Source organism: Dyadobacter sp. LHD-138, from assembly GCF_030929615.1.
Lineage (GTDB): Bacteria > Bacteroidota > Bacteroidia > Cytophagales > Spirosomataceae > Dyadobacter.
Window position 1 is genome coordinate 17413 of sequence record NZ_JAVFVU010000022.1, and the last position, 18842, is coordinate 36254.

The following is an 18842-nucleotide window of genomic DNA, read 5'->3' on the forward strand; positions in this document are numbered from 1 at the left end:
TATGAAAGCTATACTATTACTAGCCCTGACGGCGCTGGCATGCAGCCCTTTGTGTGCTGCAGACGATAATCGGATCGAACTGAGCAGTCGTTACCTGGAACTGACATTTTCAGGTAAAAGCGGAAGCCTGTCAAAAATGGTTAAATCCGGACAAACTGTTGTGACCAATGAGGACGCGTTTTCTCTTTGGGAAATTAATCTGCTTGATAGAAAAGAACAAAAGATCAAAATCGAGCCGCATCATCTGAAAAAATTGGAAGCAAAGCGTATCAACAAGAATCAGCTCGAGCTGATCTGGTCAGGAACGGACCTGCCAAAGCTGGCAGGAATTTTAGTGCGTGCCACGATAAGCCTTGCGCAGAACGACTCCCTGAGTTACTGGTCATTGAAGGTTTCGGGCCTTGATACGTATGCCATTGAAACGGTAACGTATCCCATTATTGGGGGTATTCAAAATAGCGAAAAATCACTCGCCGCAGTCCCGAACTGGATGGGGCATTTGTATGAAAACCCGGCCGGAATATTGAAATCGATGAAAAAACCTACGTTTCAATGGATTTACCCCGGACAATTGTCCATGCAGTTTATCAGCGTTTACCAACCAGGGGAAAATAGTTTTTATGTCGCCAGTGACGACGCGCATGCGTTCCAGAAAGATTTTAAACTTGGACTCAGTGATCAGTCCGAATTAGTTTTTCAGATGATGAATTACCCCGAATTTAAATTCGGGATCGAGACCTATACCATACCATACAAAGCAGTTGTCGGGGGATTTAAGGGCGATTGGTTCCAGGCGGCAGAGATATACCGAAACTGGGGAACAAAACAGGAATGGGCGAACACCGCCAGACTTAAAAACAATCAGGTACCCGATTGGCTGAAACAAACGGGTCTATGGGTATGGAACCGCGGACGGACCGGGGAGGTGTTGGATCCGGCTACTGCGATCCAGGAGAAAATTAAGCTACCGGTCAGTGTACTTTGGCACTGGTGGCATGGATCATCTTACGACGACAGTTTCCCTGAATATATTCCGCCACGTGATGGGAAAGACAATTTTATGAAAGATCTTCATAAGGCGCAGTCCAGGAATATTAATGCCATTGTTTACATGAATCAAATGCAGTGGAGCAAATCAACGAAATCGTGGGAAGCGGAAGGGGCAATAAAAAATGCAGCCAAAAATAGGGATGGCAGTACTACGGATCATGTTTTTAACATTTTCTCCGGAAAATCACTCACCAACATGTGCCTGGCAGCGAACGCCTGGCGGGACAAATACACGGGGTTGGCAGACACGGTAATAAATGCCTATGGCGTTAACGGAATTTACATGGATCAGGCATGTCTGAGTCGGATGTGCTTTGATACGAAACACGGCCACCAGATCGGGGGTGGCAATTATTGGGCTCAAGGTGCCGGAAAGCTAACCCAGCAGATCAGAGACAGGATAAATACGACCGCCAGAGATCAGATAACCTTGTCTGGAGAAGGTGTTAGCGAAGCGTGGCTTCCTTATTTGGATGCATTTCTTGCCCTGCAGGTAAGCTTAGAGCGTTACTCCGGAGCCGGCGCCACCATACCGATTCCGCTCTTCCAGGCCGTATACCATCCTTATGCCGTTATTTACGGGAACTATTCATCATTACTCAAACCGCCGTATGACGAAAAGTGGCCAGCTGAACAGAAACCTACTGACGCGTTAACCTTACTTGATGCAAAGTATAACCAGCAGTTTCTGATGGAGCAAGGCCGTTCTTTTGCCTGGGGTATGCAACCCATGATATCAAATTATTTGCCTTCCCTGGATACGGATCGCAAAAAGGAAATGGGCTATTTATATGAATTGGTTAAGATCAGGAATCAAGCGGCCGAATACTTGCTGCATGGCAAAATGATGCAAAATATCAGGATGGATATTCCACTGCAAAAAATGTCCATTTCTAAACTTTCAATCTATGCAGGGCAAAAGGAGAAGGTAACCAACTATGAAAAATCATATCCGACGGTTTATAGCGGTGTATGGCTATCGGACAAAAAAAACCTGGGCATTGCTTTAACCAATATTGCTGATGCTGATTATAACGCCGCTATTCGATTAGATTTAAATCAATATGGATTAAAAGGTAAAAGCGGAACTATTTATCGGATTACAGCGCTCGGCAGAAACATGTTAACCAGCTTTACAAATGGCAAGATTGATCATTCCTTGAAAATTCCAGGCGCGAGCTCGCTCTTCCTTGAAATCGAGCCCAATCCATAGCAGTATGAGCCGGCAAGAGTCATAGACATTGCCGGCTCCACATACTTTCAATTGTTGTAAAAAATCAGAATAACGTATATCTATTATCGTTCACAGAGTGACTTGGTGGAGATTTTGGTATTCAAACAATCACTGGGTGGTGTAGCCGCCGTCGATAACGACCGCCTGTCCGGTTACACCCCTGGCTTTGTCGCTAGCCAGAAACAGCACATAATCTGCTATTTCCTGCACCGATAAAAGTCTCTTTTGCGGCACAAGGGGATAAATCACCTGCTCGAGTACATCCTCAATATCAATATGCCTGTTTTTGGCAAGATCCGCCAGCTGATTCCTTACCAGCGGCGTATCTACATATCCAGGGCAAACGGCATTGGCGGTGATCCCAAATTCAGCGCCCTCCAGGGCTGTGACTTTGGTGAGACCTATCACGCCGTGTTTAGCGCTGTTGTAGGCTGCTTTTCCAGAAAATCCCACCAATCCGTTTATAGATGCCATATTGATGATGCGTCCTGATTTTTGCCTCTTCATCGTCGGGAAAACATGCTTCGTCGCAATAAAAGGAGCGGTCAGCATTACTCTTAGCAGGAGTTCGAATTTTTCTGTTGGGAAATCTTCAATTGGAGCGATAAACTGCAATCCGGCGTTATTAATCAGTACGTCAATCTGTCCAAAATCCCGAAGTGTTTGATCGAGCGCATTTTTGATGTCATCTTCAATAGTCACATCACACTTCACGCCAGTCACATCAAGCCCCTGCTGTTTCAGAAAACTGGCAGCCTCTGTTACCTTATGCTGGTCCATGTCGCTCAAAATAACCCGCGCACCGTCTCGTGCAAACGCTTCTCCAAGGGCATAACCGATGCCGCTGGCAGCGCCTGTAATAAAAATCACTTTTTGGAAGGACATAATCTGGAGACTAATAGTATAAAGCTCATCACAATCTTAGGGATTCATTTTAAAACCCGTTACCAAACTATATGGGATAAGGTTTAAGAATTTTCTTCATAGTTCTATTTTAAGAAACATAAAGAACTTCGAAATTATTTCACTTTTACTAACTCCACCCGTCTGTTTTTAGCTTTGTTTACCTCGGAATCATTTGCAACCAATGGCCGCTCGGCTCCAAAACCTTTTGCAGATAACCGGGATTTAACGACACCTTGTTTTACCAAATCAATCAGCACAGCGTTTGCGCGTTCGTCTGACAGTTTTTTGTTGTATGTGGCATCACCGGTATTGTCGGTATGTCCTTCGATAGCGATTTTTAAAGAAGCCTCTTTCTTGAGAGCTTCACCAATTTGATTCACTACTTCTTTTCCGTCCGTTGAAATGTTAGATTTATCTACCTCGAAATTGATGTACAGAATCGATTTTCCTTTCTCTGTAAGATCTTTTACAATCTCATCAGCGGTAACCTTTGTTATGGTTTGCCGGAATCCTTCTTCCTGAAGAATATTTAGTTTTCCGCTGGCATTATTGGCGGAAAATTGAACATAGATATTTCCTTTCTCTTTGGTACGGATAACATAAAATTTGATTTGTTCATCTGCATAGCCAATATCTCCTTCGTCTCCTTTATTGGGATCCTGTTTATGGTACCGCTCATATTCTTCCCGTTTAATTTCACCATCAAATACTTTTACAGCTCCGACTGACTGTAAATAATCCGCTATGCTTTTTTCAAAATATCGTTGGGAGAACTCCTCACCCTGTTCTGCGCTAACATTTATTTTATATAGCTTACCTTCAATAGGACTCATCACGCCATTAACAGGAAAAAAACACACGTCGAAGTTTTTTTGCAATGGTTTATTTTGCGCCTTTAATCCTTTTGGTAATGTGAAAAAAGGGAAGTCTCCTAAATCGGCATCCGAATACGGCGTGTTTTCGATGTTAAAACTTCCTGCTGGTTCACTGGCTTCCTCCTTATTTGAAGTCTGTTCGCTTGAAACTTCTTTGTTTTGGTTTTCTTTAGGAGCCTGATTACATGATAAAATCATCGTTGTTGCAGCCAATAAAAGGATTCCTTTTTTCATCTTAATTCTTTAAATTTTGGTTTTTAAATTTCATAAAAAATATCTTGCGCAGGCAAGTTACCTCTTGGCTCGCAATAATGCTATTGCTTAACAGCTCAAAAACGACACACATTTGTATGGATTTTCCGCCGCCTGAGTCTATACTATTTAATGCTAAGGTATTATGATTTGTCGTTTACCCCAGCTAAGCATGTGGCAATTCAGCTTAATGTCGCATTTGCCCAGTGGAAGAGACGGGTTTGCACCGCTTATGTTAGAAACGGTGTTTTTAACTTGCATCATCAACCAACTTATTTGAACCCTTTAATGCTGAAATATCATGAGAAAGATCATCGTGAACGAATTCTTATCTTTGGACGGCGTGATACAGGGGCCGGGCGGACCTGATGAAGACAGGACAAACGGCTTTGACCTCGGTGGCTGGTCCGCGACACAATGGGACGATAGCATGCAGCAGGTGATGGCTGAGCGAATGCAGCAGGACTATGACCTGTTACTGGGGCGTTTCACCTATGACCTGTGGGCGCCGTATTGGCCGTCTCAAAAGGGGCCGATTGCAGAAAAATTCAATGGGATCAAAAAGTATGTCGCTACAAAAACGCTTAAAGAGGGCAGCTGGAAGGACACTATTTTGCTGAACGGCGACACCATTGATCAAGTTAAAGTTTTGAAATCCAGCGATGGAGCCGATCTGCAAATGTGGGGAAGCGCCGATTTTATCCAGTCACTGCTCCGATTCGGCCTGATTGATCAGATGAATATCTGGATCTTTCCGGTGATTTTGGGTCAAGGGAAAAAACTCTTTCGCGAGGGGATAGCTTCAGGAAATTTTAAATTGGTCAAACACGCCGTGTCTACTACGGGGGTACTCATGACCACTTATGAACCCAACGGCGAAGTACCGATCGGCCACGCCGGGGAAGCATCGGCCAATTAGCGTTAGCTTGTTCGACCCAACAATATAAATATTACCGGTCAAGGTTATAAATTTTTGTCTCCATCTCCACTTTTGGAAACCAAAGGTTGGGGAAATAGTTTTTCAATTCCTCAACCTTTTGGCTCCATTCTTCATAGGCACTTTCCCAAACATGCATAATGACAATATGTTTAGGATTGATGGTTTTCATCAGATAGTCAATGTCCGCCTTACCGTTTTTAAGCATATCAAAATATACAAACGCCACGTCGACAGGTGATTTCAGATGCGTGTTTTTCTCCATATAATTTTTAAAAGTTTCCATAGAGGCGTCACCGGTATGCAATATGCCAATACCATCCAGTTTTACATAATATCCCAAATTGAACATGTATTTTTCTATATCGACACCATCTTGAAAAAATGATAGATGCTTTATGGCCATGGCTTTAACATCAATGCCGTTTATGGTTTGTGAAATGCTCATGTTTTGTTTGGGCGTCATTTCCACAAATTGTTTTTCCAGTTTAACAAAGCCGAACTCTTCGCCATCTATAAAGACCAGGGATGGTAGCGAAGTAATCAGCTTCATTTCGGGATGGCGGGTCAGATAGGCTCGAATCAGCTTGGAATCAGCATGATCTCCATGGTAATGTGTTAACAAATAGGTGGCTACCTGGTCAAAAGGTGGATCTGCATTGACGATTTTTTTTAGGGTCGATTGGCTTGGTGTAGGAAAGGCTCCGTAACCGTTCGTAAATAATGCGTCGATAAGTACCCTTTTGCTTTTAGTCTGCAACATAAAACCCTCATTGGCAATATAGGTAACGTGCAAATTTTCACTTACGGTTTGTGCAAAGAGATGTTCTGCGAAAAGTATCAGAATAAGGGCATATTTTATCATAACGGAGGATTTAATGGGCTTTTGTTTGGTAAGTTGATTATGTTAATTGATTCAGAATTTTAATTGCGCTTTATTATAGGTTAAAGTCACTTTTTAACGACCAAACGGCTGTTGATAATGGTATTGAAGACGTCATCTTTCAAGTTTCGGGCAATGGGTACTTTGACAGCGCCCAGATCCAGTTCATTCCCCTCAATCGATTTGACAAAGGCAAGATTGACCAGGTAAGAGCGGTGCGTTTGAATAAACAGGTGGGCGGGCAGGTTGTCCTTAATCTGCCTCAGGGTGTTGTAGGCAATGTTTTTTGAAGTAGCGGTGTGGATCACGACATAGTTTTCCATACTGGCTACGTACACAATATCTTTATGGAATAGCTTTTTAAATTTGTGTTCGCATTTTACGAAAAGGTAATCGTCTTCATGTTTTTTTTCGGTTGTCATTAAATCGTGGACTTTATTCACTGATTTGAGAAAACGCGCAAAAGATACCGGTTTTAGCAGGTAGTCTGTCACGTTGAGTTCATAACCCTGCAACGCGTACTGTTCGTAGGCAGATATGATGATCACTTTCGGGGGATTGACTAATGTCGACAAAAATGCCGTACCGCTCATATCGGGCATTTCGATATCGAGCAGGGGCAGATCGGGGCTTGTTGTTTTGATTTGTTTTTCCGCCTTCATAGCTGAAGGCTGTCCGCTGTCCGGTAATGGTTATGCCCTGTAATACTTGCAGTTCTTCGTCTAAAACAACGGTAAAGAATCTGGTGTTTCGCAGACTCGTATCCATTCGGACGATCCGTTTTTTGTAACCGACCAACGAAAATGAAACAATGTAGGGAGTGGATTTCAGATCTTTGATCAGGAAATGACCGCTGGTGTTGGTGACTGTTGCGGAAATATAGGCGGAGTCTGCGGGATTTAGCGCCAGTACTGTTCCGCCCATCAGCGGCGTTTTATCGGGAGCCAGGACGTTGCCAAAAATCTGTGCCCGGGCCAGCCCCGTCGCAGCGAAATAAAACACGAAAACAAAAAGATATTGATAGCGCCACATAGTGTAAGTAGTTTTGTGATTTGCAGTCTAAAACTACCCATGGGCTATTTATTCCTCTAATTATCTTGACTGGCGGCTTTGTTTTCTTGACGAAATGTAAATTGTTCAGCGCAGTTGATTACCGACTTATTTCATCCGGCCAGGGAACCTGCTTCCCATTCTTTTTAAACGAAGGTAACTGCGCATGCCACGTTTTTAATTGTTTAGTAAGTAGTGCCGCGAGCTCCTTTGTTTTTTCAGGGTTCTGTGATGCCAGATCCTGCATTTCCCCTATATCATTTTTTACATCATACAATTCAAGCTTTCCTTTTCTGTAATCATAAATCAATTTCCAGTTACCTTTTCTGAAAGCGGTGGCAAAATGGATTTGAGGGCCTTCGGCACCGATCCATTTATTAGGATGGTGCCACACCAACTCGCGGTTTTGGTCTTTCCATGACGGATTTTTCAGGATAGGCAGAAAACTCCGGCCATCGGTTTGCTGGATCGTTTCTGGGTTTTTAATATTGGCGATATCGAGCACGGTTGGGAAGAAATCTTCAATGATGACATATTGGTCCGCAACGGAGTTTGGTTTTGCCACGCCCGGCCAGCGAACAAGCATTGGTTCCCGGATACCGCCTTCATACACAGACCCTTTCCCGGCTTTAAGCGGCAGGTTATGCGTCCAGGCAGTCCCTCCCCGTTGCGGGGTAAGGCTTAATCCGCCATTGTCGGACATGAGCATGATCACCGTATTTTTCGAAAGATTCTCCTTGTCAAGGTAGTCAAGTACGTCGCCCAGACTTTTATCCATGCCCTCAATCAGGGATGCATATTTTGCTTCCGTACTATCAAGGCCAGCTTTGAGATATCGTTCCATAAATCGTTCGTCGGCGTCAAGCGGAACGTGCACCGCATAGTGTGCCAGATACAGGAAGAACGGTTGTCTGTTCTGTACCTGTTTTTCCAGTGCTTTGAGGGCTTCAATGGTCACGGCATCGGTAAGGAAAGTCTTGGTTTGGTAGTATGCTTTCAGGCCCGGAACGGCATTACGGTTTGGTTTCCCTCCATCAGCATTTCCAAAATTTTTGCTTGCCAGATAACTTGCCGGATGCCCTATTTCACTTCCCGCAATGTTAATTTTAAAACCAGCATGCAAGGGATCAGAACCGGGTGTTCCCGCAGAGCCAAAATGCGCTTTTCCGGCGTGGATGGTGTAATAACCGTTTTTGGATAAAACAGTGGCGAGTGAGGTTGCGTGATACGTATGTGCTATACCGGCGACTGGGCTGAACCCATTGATATTCCAATCTACCGGATTAAGTGTTGAGTCGGGATAATCAGTATTTTTATTTTTGTCAGGTGAAGTCCAGTGGGTTACCCGATGATGTGCTGCGTTGACACCCGTGAGCAGGCTTACCCGCGAAGGCGTACAAACGGGCATGGCATACGCAGAAGTAAATTTTACGCCTTCTCTGGCAAGCCGCTCCATGTTTGGCGTGTGGTAACGTTTATTGAAATTCGTTTTCTTATCCCAGAAAGGAACGGCAGTGTCCTGCCAACCCATATCATCGACCATGAAAATGACGATATTGGGAGGGGTTTTCGGAGACTGACTATGCGCTAAAATACTGCAAAAGATACCCGCAAAAAAAATTACTACTGCGCTTATTTTAACAAATCCGGTAAAGAGATTTACACGGTTCCCAAACAAATGTATCGATTGAATCTTAGCTGATTTTTTGCCCGTCATGCCCGAATCGGATTGATGAAAGTTTATTAATGAATTGTCCCTGCTCCTTTAAGGAAAACATTTTCCTGCAAAATATACTGTTTCAAACGGAATAGATAATCTGTCCTGGCCAGGAATCTGAATGAAAGGTTGTGTAATATAGTTAATCAAATTAAAAATCTGTTTCGGATTTAGAAATCTGACTGGCGATAAGGGGTATGTACGAAGAAGAAAGGAGTGGGGTCGTTTTACTGTTCAATATTCTTTTCGGATACTGCAAAATATAGCATTGGCATTTGGGAGAAGCTGCCCTTTATCGCCGGATATTGAGATGGCGACATGGCTGTTGTAAAACTTGCGCATTTTTATTTCAGTAGAAACAATATAGGAAAATTGGTGCAACGTTTGCGGATAAGGGTGATCGTTCGTTCCGAAGTTGTTAGATAAGGAGAGACGACTGATTAATTTTAGATTTTGATTCAACACGACTTCTGATCCTGCATAAAATACCTGGATTCTATTATTGGGAAAATAATCTCCTCTTGATTCAGAGGCTTTGGGAGTTACATCTTTCCATGGGATGATAAATGGCGTTCCTATCGTTTTGCCAAAATAGGACCAGCCTTCATTGTATTGGGCATGATTGAAATAATTATCATTTCCCTGAAAACCAGAATTTAACTGGACAAAAGAACGCCCGCTTTGGGATAAAGTACTGATAAACTCCATGACGACGCGTTGAACATGGAAGCGATTGTTTGCATCCTTTTCAACCTTTTTATGCCAGGAAAATCCAGAAAGTCCGTCCGGGAAATTTTTTAACACGGCGCCTGATACATCATCAAATATGTGCTGATGATAAAGAAGAAATAACCCTTTGGATGAGCTGATTTCCATAGCGGCGTCATAGCTTCCAACATGATCTCCGATACGATAATCACCATCGAATACGGATAAATTATTATCACGTTTTGGTATGGTGCCCAGTAGTATATTACCAAAGTATTTTAAGGAAGACGGTAGTTTGCCATTTTTTGCAAGATCAGGTCGGAGTTTCAGATATTCGGCTTCACCTCCCCACAGAACCTGGTGATGAAGGCCGGTATAGATTTTGAATTTACTTTGGGGCTTTCCTAATCGTAAGTAAAAATATTTTTGATGTATAAATGCTTTTTTGATGTAATCACTATTGTACCAGCCATGGGCAAATCCAAAATTGATAGCCAGGTATTTTTTTAATATTTTGATGGGTAGATAGTCGGGTGTAGATATCAAGATTTTTGGAACGGCAAGTGCATTGCCGGAAACAACCATGAAGCCTGATGACAGAGTGGAATCTCCCAGGCCTGTAACGGTATTTCTACGGCCTGCGAGTATTTCGACTTTATGGAATTTAACCTTGAAATAACCTTCTGCTACCAGGAATTGATTTTTTTGCTTACCCAGATTTCCAATAGTATTAAGACCGAAACCCCAGTTCCATTTGCGTCCTTTGCCCGATGGTAAAGTGTCATGTTGTAAATATGCTCTATGCAATCCCAATCGGATTGTTCCAAAAGGTGCTACATTGGGAACGATACCATTTTGATTAGTTCTTAACCAAAATGGTATCGTTTTGCCGGTAGCTATCGAACCGCCAAACTCCGTATGCGCTTTCAGGTTATAAGGAAGGGATTGAGAAAGCCCAGTTCTGCTCGTTAGAATGATTAAAAAGACAATAAAAATCCTCATGATTTTTAGTGATTTTGACTCCTGAGTTAAGGCTTTTAGGTCTTGTTCGATTTACTGAAAGGAGAAAAACATTCAATGCTTACAATTTTTTTCACATTCTTCCAGGGCTTTCTCGGCAAGTGTCAAAGCATCTGTCAATGCCTTCATCTGGGCAGTTGCTTTATCAAATTCGGTTTGTTTTTCTTCTTGATTTTTAATTTTAGCTTGTAAAATCGTATTGGCAACACGCAATGCAGCTTCATAGCTGTCATCACCGGGATGGGCATCTCGATCCGCCACCGCCTGTTTTTGTTTTGCAAGGGCGTCCTTTAACTCGTCATTTGCCACTTTTAAATTCTCAGTTCTACGTTCTAATGTAGGTTTAAAATCATCTATTGCACTTTTTGCCTTACCAACAGCAAGATTTTCCTTTGCGCAGCAATGATCCAAAACCATATTTTCACACTTCCAGTTGGAGGCGATAATTAATAGCAAAGCGAGATGAAATAGTACTTTTTTCATAATGATTTATATTAAGATGTTAAACAGATTTTACTTTTAAAGTCTATTATGAAGGACAAAAGTTAATTATCACTTCGTATTGATAACTAACGTTAATCAATAATCGTCAACACATATGCAATGCCAGACTTGGTTATCTATTGTGGATAGACAACTGCTCAGTGGAATTCCGGATCGTAACGGATTCGTGAATCAGGATGAAAAGGCATCCAGGATTCCTGTGAAACGGAGTCGAAAGTTATATTTATGCAAACTTTCTTTAACTGCGGATGGCTTAGATAATCACATGTAAATCAAATGGAAGGCATAATTTACTTGGTAAAATAATACACCGACCCAACTGAGAACTTGGTCAGTTTTTATATTAATTTTACAAGTGCAAAGAAAGTGCAGAACTTTAATAGGATAACACGTAGCTATCCTGTTAAACCGTAGAAATAGATAGATTGTTTTTCATATGCCAATGATGAATGTGGGATGTAAACAACAATATTTCAACAAGAGAAACACATCGGTAGGCCAAAACTCCCTTCTTATAATTGAATTATGCATAAAACTAATCAAATTGTTTATATTTCATGAATTTCTAGTGTGTTATTTCCGAGTAAGTATTGATCGATTTATCCAACGGTAAGAAATTATATTAGATCCTGTCACAAATTATATTGAAAGACAATTGTGCCGTCGACTTTAAGCAATCGGCAGTCGTCCGAAATGTTGTTCCTTTTATCAACCTGATAGGCGTAAGCCGACTGTCGATAGCACTGCAAAAGAAATCGAGATAGGGTTTATTGTAAATGACTGGTTAGTAAATCCCATGGAGATTTCGATACCCATGACTCATAGAATGTAAAAATCAAGAACACATAAAATTGGACGCCAGAATCAGTTATATATGATTTTCAAATAAATACACTCCAGCGAAACAATTTCTTATAATGGTCTGTCTGTTACGAAATCCACTTGTCATTAAATCCGAATTCTCCAGCGGGACACCGATTCGCTAAATAGAAGTGGAAAAAGGTATAATGTGTGTTTTAGTATGCAAAGGATATCGTTATATGTATGTTGATGATTCAAATTTAGGAAGGGCATTTCATATCGTTTATAGTATTATCACAGATGGTGATAGAATTATTTCCGTGTTGCTATGATTTTTACCAATATTTACGACCAAATGATTTCCATAAGCAGCAAAATGCGCAGGAGTAAGCTTTATGGATAGTACCACCGTAGCGGCGGGCGCACTGAAAGTTTGCAAAAATCAGAGAATTCATATCCATAAGATCTTCAAAACCTTAGCTGAAAGCGGGGAGTTATCAATGGGCAGGTTCTACGGACGGTTCGCCGCTTTATCGATCCGCAGTTTAAATCGAATTCACTTTGTATTAACTAAACATGTAAAAATTGTACTGTGGTGATAGCATTCATTTCATTACTTTCAGAAATTCCCGTCAAAAGTTCTACCGGTTTTGATATCTTTCAGGTTGAGGGCATGAATTGTACCAATACCCGCAAATGTGATTTCCACACCATAGATCTGTTTCAGCGGTTGCTTGTAGGCAATGCTGAAAACCTGCTTATCGTTCAGATACAACACGGCATGTTTGTTAACCACTTTTAATCCGATCGTTCCCCCCTTGCTGAAATCGGCTCCCAGAAAATCCAGATTATCAACTTTGCCCTGTTTTTTGATCTCTGAAAAATGAGCTGTCGTCCAGTGCAGACAGCCGGGTTTCATGACCGTGATCAAATGACTTGAAGATTCGCCAAGCAAAAGGACCCGTACCTGCGAGCATCGTACGCCCGGACGGTCATGGGAGGTTGTGACTTTCGTAGAAAACTCGAAATTATCTCCGTCAATGTTCGTGATATGGCTGTTATCAAAATCGACAAAAAAAGTACGGCTCGTATCCACACCGGCATGGGCAACTTCGGTTGCGCTGATGCTGTACCTGCTTCCTTTGAAAAGATCAGGAAAGTCAATCGGATAAACCCTTGTGGTATCATACATCATGTGCGCGGTAGCCGTCCACCCGTTCGTTTTCAGATATACGGTCGCCGTGCCAAGTACCTGATCCAAGTGTTTTAATACAGCAAAGTACCTGCCCGGCTGTTCATAGTAGTGAGAAAACAGGCTGTCTTTGCCATTTGTAGTGATTTTTTTTCCATCACCAAATTCAATAACGTAGGGAGCAGACTGGCCGTGGTTCTGGCTGATGCCTCGTAATACAAAAACAGCAGAATGGGGATTTTCTCCCACCGGATTTTTACAGATCAGGCTAACCTGTTCTACCCTGGAAGGGAATATTTTTTCACGAAATAAAAAAATAGTAACACCCGTCAGTACAATAACAACACCCAGGATTATCCATTTTTTGAACCCGTTTTTAACCTTCCTTTTTTGAAGATAAATAGGATCCTCTATGGTTAACGGCAATTCACGGGTCGGGGTTTTCAGCAGGCTGCTCGTGCCTGGCAGAGATTGGGAGTTCGTGAAATGATCCCAGTCTTTAAAACCGATGTAAATCGCCAGCGCATCGCGGGTGGCTTTCTGCGGATAATAACGCGCGTCGGTTTTAATTTTTCCAAATATTCGTTTGAGGGTATTCGGGCTGATTTGTACGCTTGTTTTTTTATAAAGAATATTGCTAAGCTTGATATAGTCGCTATTTGTCCATGTGGCAATATCCTGCTTGCCATAAATCTCACTGATCAGCTGACATCCGTGGTCGAAGTAGTCTAAATAGCTCGCCTGGCCTTGTCCATTCTCCATGATTATGATACTGTAATATGTTGTTTATTAATGATTTGGGTTGTCCATAATTTTGTATAAAAGGTTGGTCAATCCATTCGGGCTCTCTTCTTATTGTTCAAAATTATATTTGCAAAACAAAATTTATTTCTGTCCGATCAGAGACCTGATTGGGGATCAAACCTTAAATATCTGAAAAATATGCGACAAAAAATTCTACTATCCTGTGCTATGTTTCTTAGCTGGCTCTGTCCACTTATGGCACAAACCAGGGAGATTAGCGGCAAGGTTACCGACGAGAAACTGAAAGACCTGCCCGGTGTAAGTATCGTCATCAAAGGTACCCAGCGTGGTACGGTTACGGATGTGAACGGACAATATCGCCTGCCTGTTTCTGATCAGAACCCGGTTATTCTTACCTTTTCGTTTGTAGGTTACCGTAGTCAGGAAATCACACTGGCAACGCAAACCAGGCTGGATGTTGCAATGACTCCCGAAGATAATGCTTTATCGGAAGTTGTGGTGGTCGGTTATGGAACGCAGAAAAAGAAAGATCTCACCGGTGCGATTTCTACGATCGGCTCGAAGGATGTTGCGGGCCGTCAAACCGTTCAGATTTCGGAGGCTTTACAGGGAAGTATTGCCGGCGTTTCGGTGACCCGGAGTGGTGGTGCGCCCGGATCCGGATCCAGTATCCTTATCCGTGGCATTACAACAATTGGTACCAATAATCCGCTCGTGATTGTGGATGGAGTTCCTGTCAGCAGTATCGATAATGTGAATCCTGGAGATGTGGAGAGTATAACGGTTTTAAAGGATGCTGCGTCCGCGGCTATCTATGGTTCGAGAGGCGCTGCCGGTGTTATTCTGGTAACGACCAAACGCGCGAAGAGTGGACAAGGTAGCCTTGAATACACCTATGAGTACGGTGTGCAGCGGGCAACAGCTACGCCAGATTATGTGGGTGTGCAGGATTATATGCGTTATTTCAATGAGCAGGCCACCAATGACGGTGCGAGCACCGGGCCTTTTGCCAAAACACTGATCGATAATTATCTGGACAGCAACCGCGTGAATCCGGATAATTTCCCGAATACCAACTGGCAAAAATCGATGATTACCCGGAGCAATGCGCCTCGGCAGCGCCACGACCTTGTTTTCACCATGGGAACGGATAAGATCAAAACCAAAGCTTCGCTGGGGTACACCAATTCCGGTGCGTTTTATGATAACCGTTCATACAATCGTTATTTGTTTCGGATTAATAACGATTTGCAGGTGAGCAATAAAATCGGGGTTAACCTGGATGTTTTTTACAAACGAACAACCAACAAGGGAAATGCAAACGAGCTGCCCGATAACAGCTTTAATCCAATCTATGAATCCCGGATTATGCCGCCGATCTACGACGATGTTTATGCCGATGGCAGACTTGCACTGGGTAAAGACGGGCGGAATCCGTTGGCTCAGCTGAGGCGGGGCGGGTCTACCAAAAGTCTGTCAAATCAGATCGGAGGGCGGATATCTTTTAACTACAAACCTGTGAAAGGCCTTACTTTTACGGTCCTCGTAGCACCGGTATTTGATCTCGACAAAAGCAAATATTTCTCCAAACAAATCCGCTTTACAAGCGCTGACGGAAAGCCAAGTCCGGTTGTGAACCAGGCCAGAACGATTTTGACAGAAGGCAGATCCGAGTCATTAAGCATTAACGGACAGGCGCTGGTGAATTATGTGAAGGAAATCAATGGTGTGCATTCCTTTGATATCCTGGCAGGATATGAAGAAAATTACCGATCGCTGGAAACGCTGGGAGCATCCAGAAGCGGGTTTGCGCTGACTGATTTCCCTTATCTGAATTCCGGTTCTACGGAGCTGAGGGATAACGCTGGCGGGGCTAATGAATCGGGTTTGCATTCGTTTTTCGGACGACTTCAGTACAATTATAAGAGTAAATATTTTGTTCAGGGAAACCTTCGCTCGGACCTTTCGTCCCGTTTTGCGTCTGCTTACCGGAAAGCGGTTTATCCTTCTGTTTCGGCAGGCTGGACAGTTTCAGAAGAAAACTTCATGAAAAATGTTTCCTGGCTTTCTTTCCTGAAAGTAAGAGGATCGTGGGGTGAAGCGGGTAATGAGCGCTTGCTGGATAAGGATGGCAACCCGGCTTACTATCCATACATGGCGACCATCGATTTTTCCACGGCGCTGTTTTATCAGAATGGTAGCGTAGTCCCTTTAACCGGTGGCGGTCAGCAGGTTTATGCCGTAAAAAACATTACCTGGGAAACGAGTCGTACCACGGATTTCGGTCTGGATGCCGCTTTCCTGAACGACCGGCTGACACTGGGGGCGGATTATTACAAAAAGACAACAACCGATATTCTATTGCCGCTTGATGTTCCCTTGTACATGGGTTATGACAAACCCAACCAGAACGCGGGTACTTTAAACGTCAAGGGTTGGGAACTTGAACTGGCCTGGAAGGACCGGATCAATAAGTTCGGATACTCGCTGGCTGCCAACTTATCGGATGCAAAATCGACGGTGGGAGATTTAAAAGGAACGGAATTCCGCGGTGACCAGATCATCCGGAATGGCAGCGAGTACAATGAATGGTTTGGCTATTTGTCCAACGGTCTTTTCCAGACACAGGACGAGATCACAGGCGCTCCCGTTTTAAACGTAACGACAAAACCGGGAGACGTGCGCTATGTGGATGTGAGTAAGGACGGAAAGATTACGACCGATGATAAGGTGCTGCTGGGTGGTGCGCTGCCACGCTATTTGTACGGAGGAAACCTGCGCGCAGATTATGCCGGTTTTGATTTTGGTGTAACTTTTCAGGGAGTTGGTAAAAAACGTTCCCGCCTGAGCAGCGAGGTGATCCAGCCCTTTGCCGAGGCTTTTGGCAATATGCCGGCGGATATGCAAGGCAAGTTCTGGAGTGTGAATAATACCGCGCAGCAAAATCTTGCAGCCACCTATCCACGACTTTCGCGCACCTCCAACAGCGCCAATTATACACTGTCGGATTACTGGCTGATCCATGGCGGTTATTTTCGTCTGAAAAATATCACGCTGGGTTATACCCTCAAACAGGATCTGATGAAACGGATTGGCGTGCAGACATTACGTTTTTATGCATCTGCCAATGACGTGTTTTCGTTCAGCAAGTTTCCCAAATACCTCGATCCTGAGTCGGGAAGTTATGCTTATCCGATCGTGTCAACCTTTATGGCGGGAGCAACCATCCGTTTTTAAAAGAAACGTCAACGAAATTTAACATTCCTGATTATGAAAAAAATAGCATGGATATGGCTGGCAAGTATAGGATTTACCGGCTGTCACACCCTTGATTTAAACCCGCTTTCGGAAGCTTCGACCGGAACATTTTACTCCAACCAGACCGAACTGGAACTGGCAGTGAACGATCTGTACCGGAGTGTGTTCTGGAATAATGACAATGAACTTTTCAGTGACAATGAATGGCACCGCGGCCAGCTGACCAATGCCGTGATTGGTGGCACGATGAATGCCGATGACGCCGCCGTGCAGACCTACTGGCTGAATTGTTACAAAGCCATTGCCCGGGCTAATTCCTTTCTGACGAGCAAGGATCGGGCCGTTGCAAATACCCCGCAATCGGTTATGCTGCGTCTGGAAGCGGAAATGCGGCTGATTCGCGCTTACCAGTATTCCAGGTTGATTACCCATTTTGGCGACGTGCCTCTTCTGACTTCACCGGTCGCGCTCGAAGAATCCTATGAAGTACAGCGAACAGGGAAAGATGAAATCCTGGCGTTCATTTTTACAGAACTGGATTTCGCTGCTGCCAATCTTCCCATAACGTATGGCGCCGCCGAGACGAAAAGGTTTACCCGCGGTGCGGCGCTGGCGGTCAAAGCGAGGACGGCTTTGTATTTGGGCAAATGGGAAATTGCCAGGCAGGCTGCCGAGAGCGTTATGAAACTGGGTGCCGGCTATGCGCTTCACGGAAGTTATCAGCAATTATTTACCAAAGCCGGTGAGACAAGCCGGGAATTGATCATCAGCGTTCCCCGGGATGAAAAACAGCAGGTGTTTAGTGCGGCGGGTTATGTGCAGGATAATATTTCCAGAAACGCAGGCGGTTTTGGCGCGCAGCTCCCGACCCGCGATATCCTCGATGCCTACGAATGTACGGATGGGAAACCGATTAATGAGTCTCCTTTGTATGATCCTAAAACGCCATTCAAAAACCGCGATCCACGTCTGACCGCCAACATTGTCGAATTTAACACCCAATGGCTTGGTTACAATTATTCGCCGCATCCCGACTCGCTCACCATATTCAGTTCAAAAGAAAATAAAAAAGTACCCAATAAGGATAGTCGTGCCGTGGCCGCTTTTGCGAGTTTCACCGGTTTTTTATGGAAAAAGGGAATTGATCAAACCTGGCCCGATCGCCTGGTTGAGGATAACGACGCAATCATTATCCGGTATGCAGAAATTCTGCTGACTTATGCGGAGGCGAAAATAGAATTGGGGCAAATCGATGAAAGTGTCTTAAACGCGATCAATCAGATTCGTGCACGTGCTTATGGCGTCTCCGTGGAGCAGACGACCTTGTATCCTTCGGTTGTTACGATGGATGCCGCTTTACTTAAAAAGATATTACGACGTGAGCGCAGGGTTGAATTTCCGCGGGAAGGCTTGCGGTACATGGATCTGATTCGCTGGAAACTGGCAGAAAAAGCACTTTCCAGGCCCGTGATCGGATTACCGGATCCGGCAGCACAAAGCCGCGCAAAATGGCCATTCCCGGGAGTTACGCCAATAGACGGAGACGGCATTGCAGATTATTCGGGATTTGGTGCAGATGTAAAGGTATTATCGCAAAGGTCATTTGATAAAACCAGACAATATCTATGGCCGATACCAGCCGTGGAAAGAAGGGTGAATACCAACATTACCCAAAACGCAGGTTACTAAT

General features: G+C 43.7%; 13 protein-coding genes and 1 pseudogene. 5 read left to right on the top strand and 9 right to left on the bottom strand.

What is annotated here, in order from left to right:
- Position 1 precedes the first annotated feature (1 nt).
- Entirely contained in the window at positions 2–2263 is a 2262-nt protein-coding gene (locus tag RB622_RS17200; protein ID WP_308047819.1) for a DUF6259 domain-containing protein, read from the top strand.
- A gap of 129 nt (positions 2264–2392) precedes the next feature.
- On the opposite strand, the gene RB622_RS17205 is transcribed toward RB622_RS17200, so the two are convergent.
- Both RB622_RS17205 and RB622_RS17210 read right to left on the bottom strand, forming a co-directional pair.
- Positions 2393–3169 (bottom strand): 3-hydroxybutyrate dehydrogenase, encoded by a 777-nt coding sequence (locus tag RB622_RS17205; RefSeq protein WP_308047820.1) that lies wholly within the window; start codon positions 3167–3169, stop codon positions 2393–2395.
- A 134-nt stretch (positions 3170–3303) separates the two neighbouring features.
- Positions 3304–4299, bottom strand: a complete 996-nt coding sequence (locus RB622_RS17210) for an OmpA family protein (RefSeq protein ID WP_308047821.1) — start codon at positions 4297–4299, stop codon at positions 3304–3306.
- 319 nt (positions 4300–4618) lie between these two features.
- On the opposite strand from RB622_RS17210, the gene RB622_RS17215 reads away from it, so the two are divergent.
- Positions 4619–5236 (top strand): dihydrofolate reductase family protein, encoded by a 618-nt coding sequence (locus tag RB622_RS17215; protein ID WP_308047822.1) that lies wholly within the window; start codon positions 4619–4621, stop codon positions 5234–5236.
- A 31-nt stretch (positions 5237–5267) separates the two neighbouring features.
- On the opposite strand, the gene RB622_RS17220 is transcribed toward RB622_RS17215, so the two are convergent.
- The 6 genes from RB622_RS17220 to RB622_RS17245 all read right to left on the bottom strand — a co-directional run bounded on the left by RB622_RS17220 (position 5268) and on the right by RB622_RS17245 (position 11115).
- On the bottom strand, positions 5268–6119 hold the full coding sequence (locus RB622_RS17220; RefSeq protein WP_308047823.1) for an MBL fold metallo-hydrolase: 852 nt from the start codon (positions 6117–6119) through the stop codon (positions 5268–5270).
- Between the two features lie 86 nt (positions 6120–6205).
- Positions 6206–6754, bottom strand: coding sequence for a LytTR family DNA-binding domain-containing protein (locus RB622_RS17225; RefSeq protein WP_308047932.1), 549 nt, complete (start codon positions 6752–6754; stop codon positions 6206–6208).
- Positions 6639–7169, bottom strand: a complete 531-nt coding sequence (locus RB622_RS17230; protein ID WP_308047824.1) for a carboxypeptidase regulatory-like domain-containing protein — start codon at positions 7167–7169, stop codon at positions 6639–6641. The genes RB622_RS17225 and RB622_RS17230 overlap by 116 nt, the downstream gene beginning before the upstream one ends.
- A gap of 118 nt (positions 7170–7287) precedes the next feature.
- Positions 7288–8904 (bottom strand): sulfatase, encoded by a 1617-nt coding sequence (locus RB622_RS17235; RefSeq protein WP_308047825.1) that lies wholly within the window; start codon positions 8902–8904, stop codon positions 7288–7290.
- A gap of 234 nt (positions 8905–9138) precedes the next feature.
- The gene (locus RB622_RS17240; RefSeq protein ID WP_308047826.1) at positions 9139–10614 is read right to left on the bottom strand and encodes a capsule assembly Wzi family protein; all 1476 of its coding nucleotides are present in this window, start codon (positions 10612–10614) and stop codon (positions 9139–9141) included.
- Positions 10615–10686: 72 nt separating this feature from the next.
- On the bottom strand, positions 10687–11115 hold the full coding sequence (locus RB622_RS17245; RefSeq protein WP_308047827.1) for a hypothetical protein: 429 nt from the start codon (positions 11113–11115) through the stop codon (positions 10687–10689).
- Positions 11116–12320: 1205 nt separating this feature from the next.
- On the opposite strand from RB622_RS17245, the pseudogene RB622_RS17250 reads away from it, so the two are divergent.
- A pseudogene (locus tag RB622_RS17250) lies at positions 12321–12536 on the top strand (transposase); the annotation flags it as partial.
- Positions 12537–12556: 20 nt separating this feature from the next.
- Here RB622_RS17250 and RB622_RS17255 read toward each other — a convergent pair.
- Positions 12557–13891 carry a hypothetical protein gene (locus tag RB622_RS17255; protein ID WP_308047828.1) on the bottom strand — a complete coding sequence of 445 codons (1335 nt, stop codon included), beginning with the start codon at positions 13889–13891 and terminating at the stop codon, positions 12557–12559.
- 180 nt (positions 13892–14071) lie between these two features.
- Between RB622_RS17255 and RB622_RS17260 the strand changes: the two genes are divergently transcribed.
- Both RB622_RS17260 and RB622_RS17265 read left to right on the top strand, forming a co-directional pair.
- Complete coding sequence (locus RB622_RS17260; protein WP_308047829.1) at positions 14072–17131, top strand: TonB-dependent receptor; 3060 nt, start codon at positions 14072–14074, stop codon at positions 17129–17131.
- Positions 17132–17164: 33 nt separating this feature from the next.
- Positions 17165–18841, top strand: coding sequence for a RagB/SusD family nutrient uptake outer membrane protein (locus RB622_RS17265; protein ID WP_308047830.1), 1677 nt, complete (start codon positions 17165–17167; stop codon positions 18839–18841).
- Position 18842 lies beyond the last annotated feature (1 nt).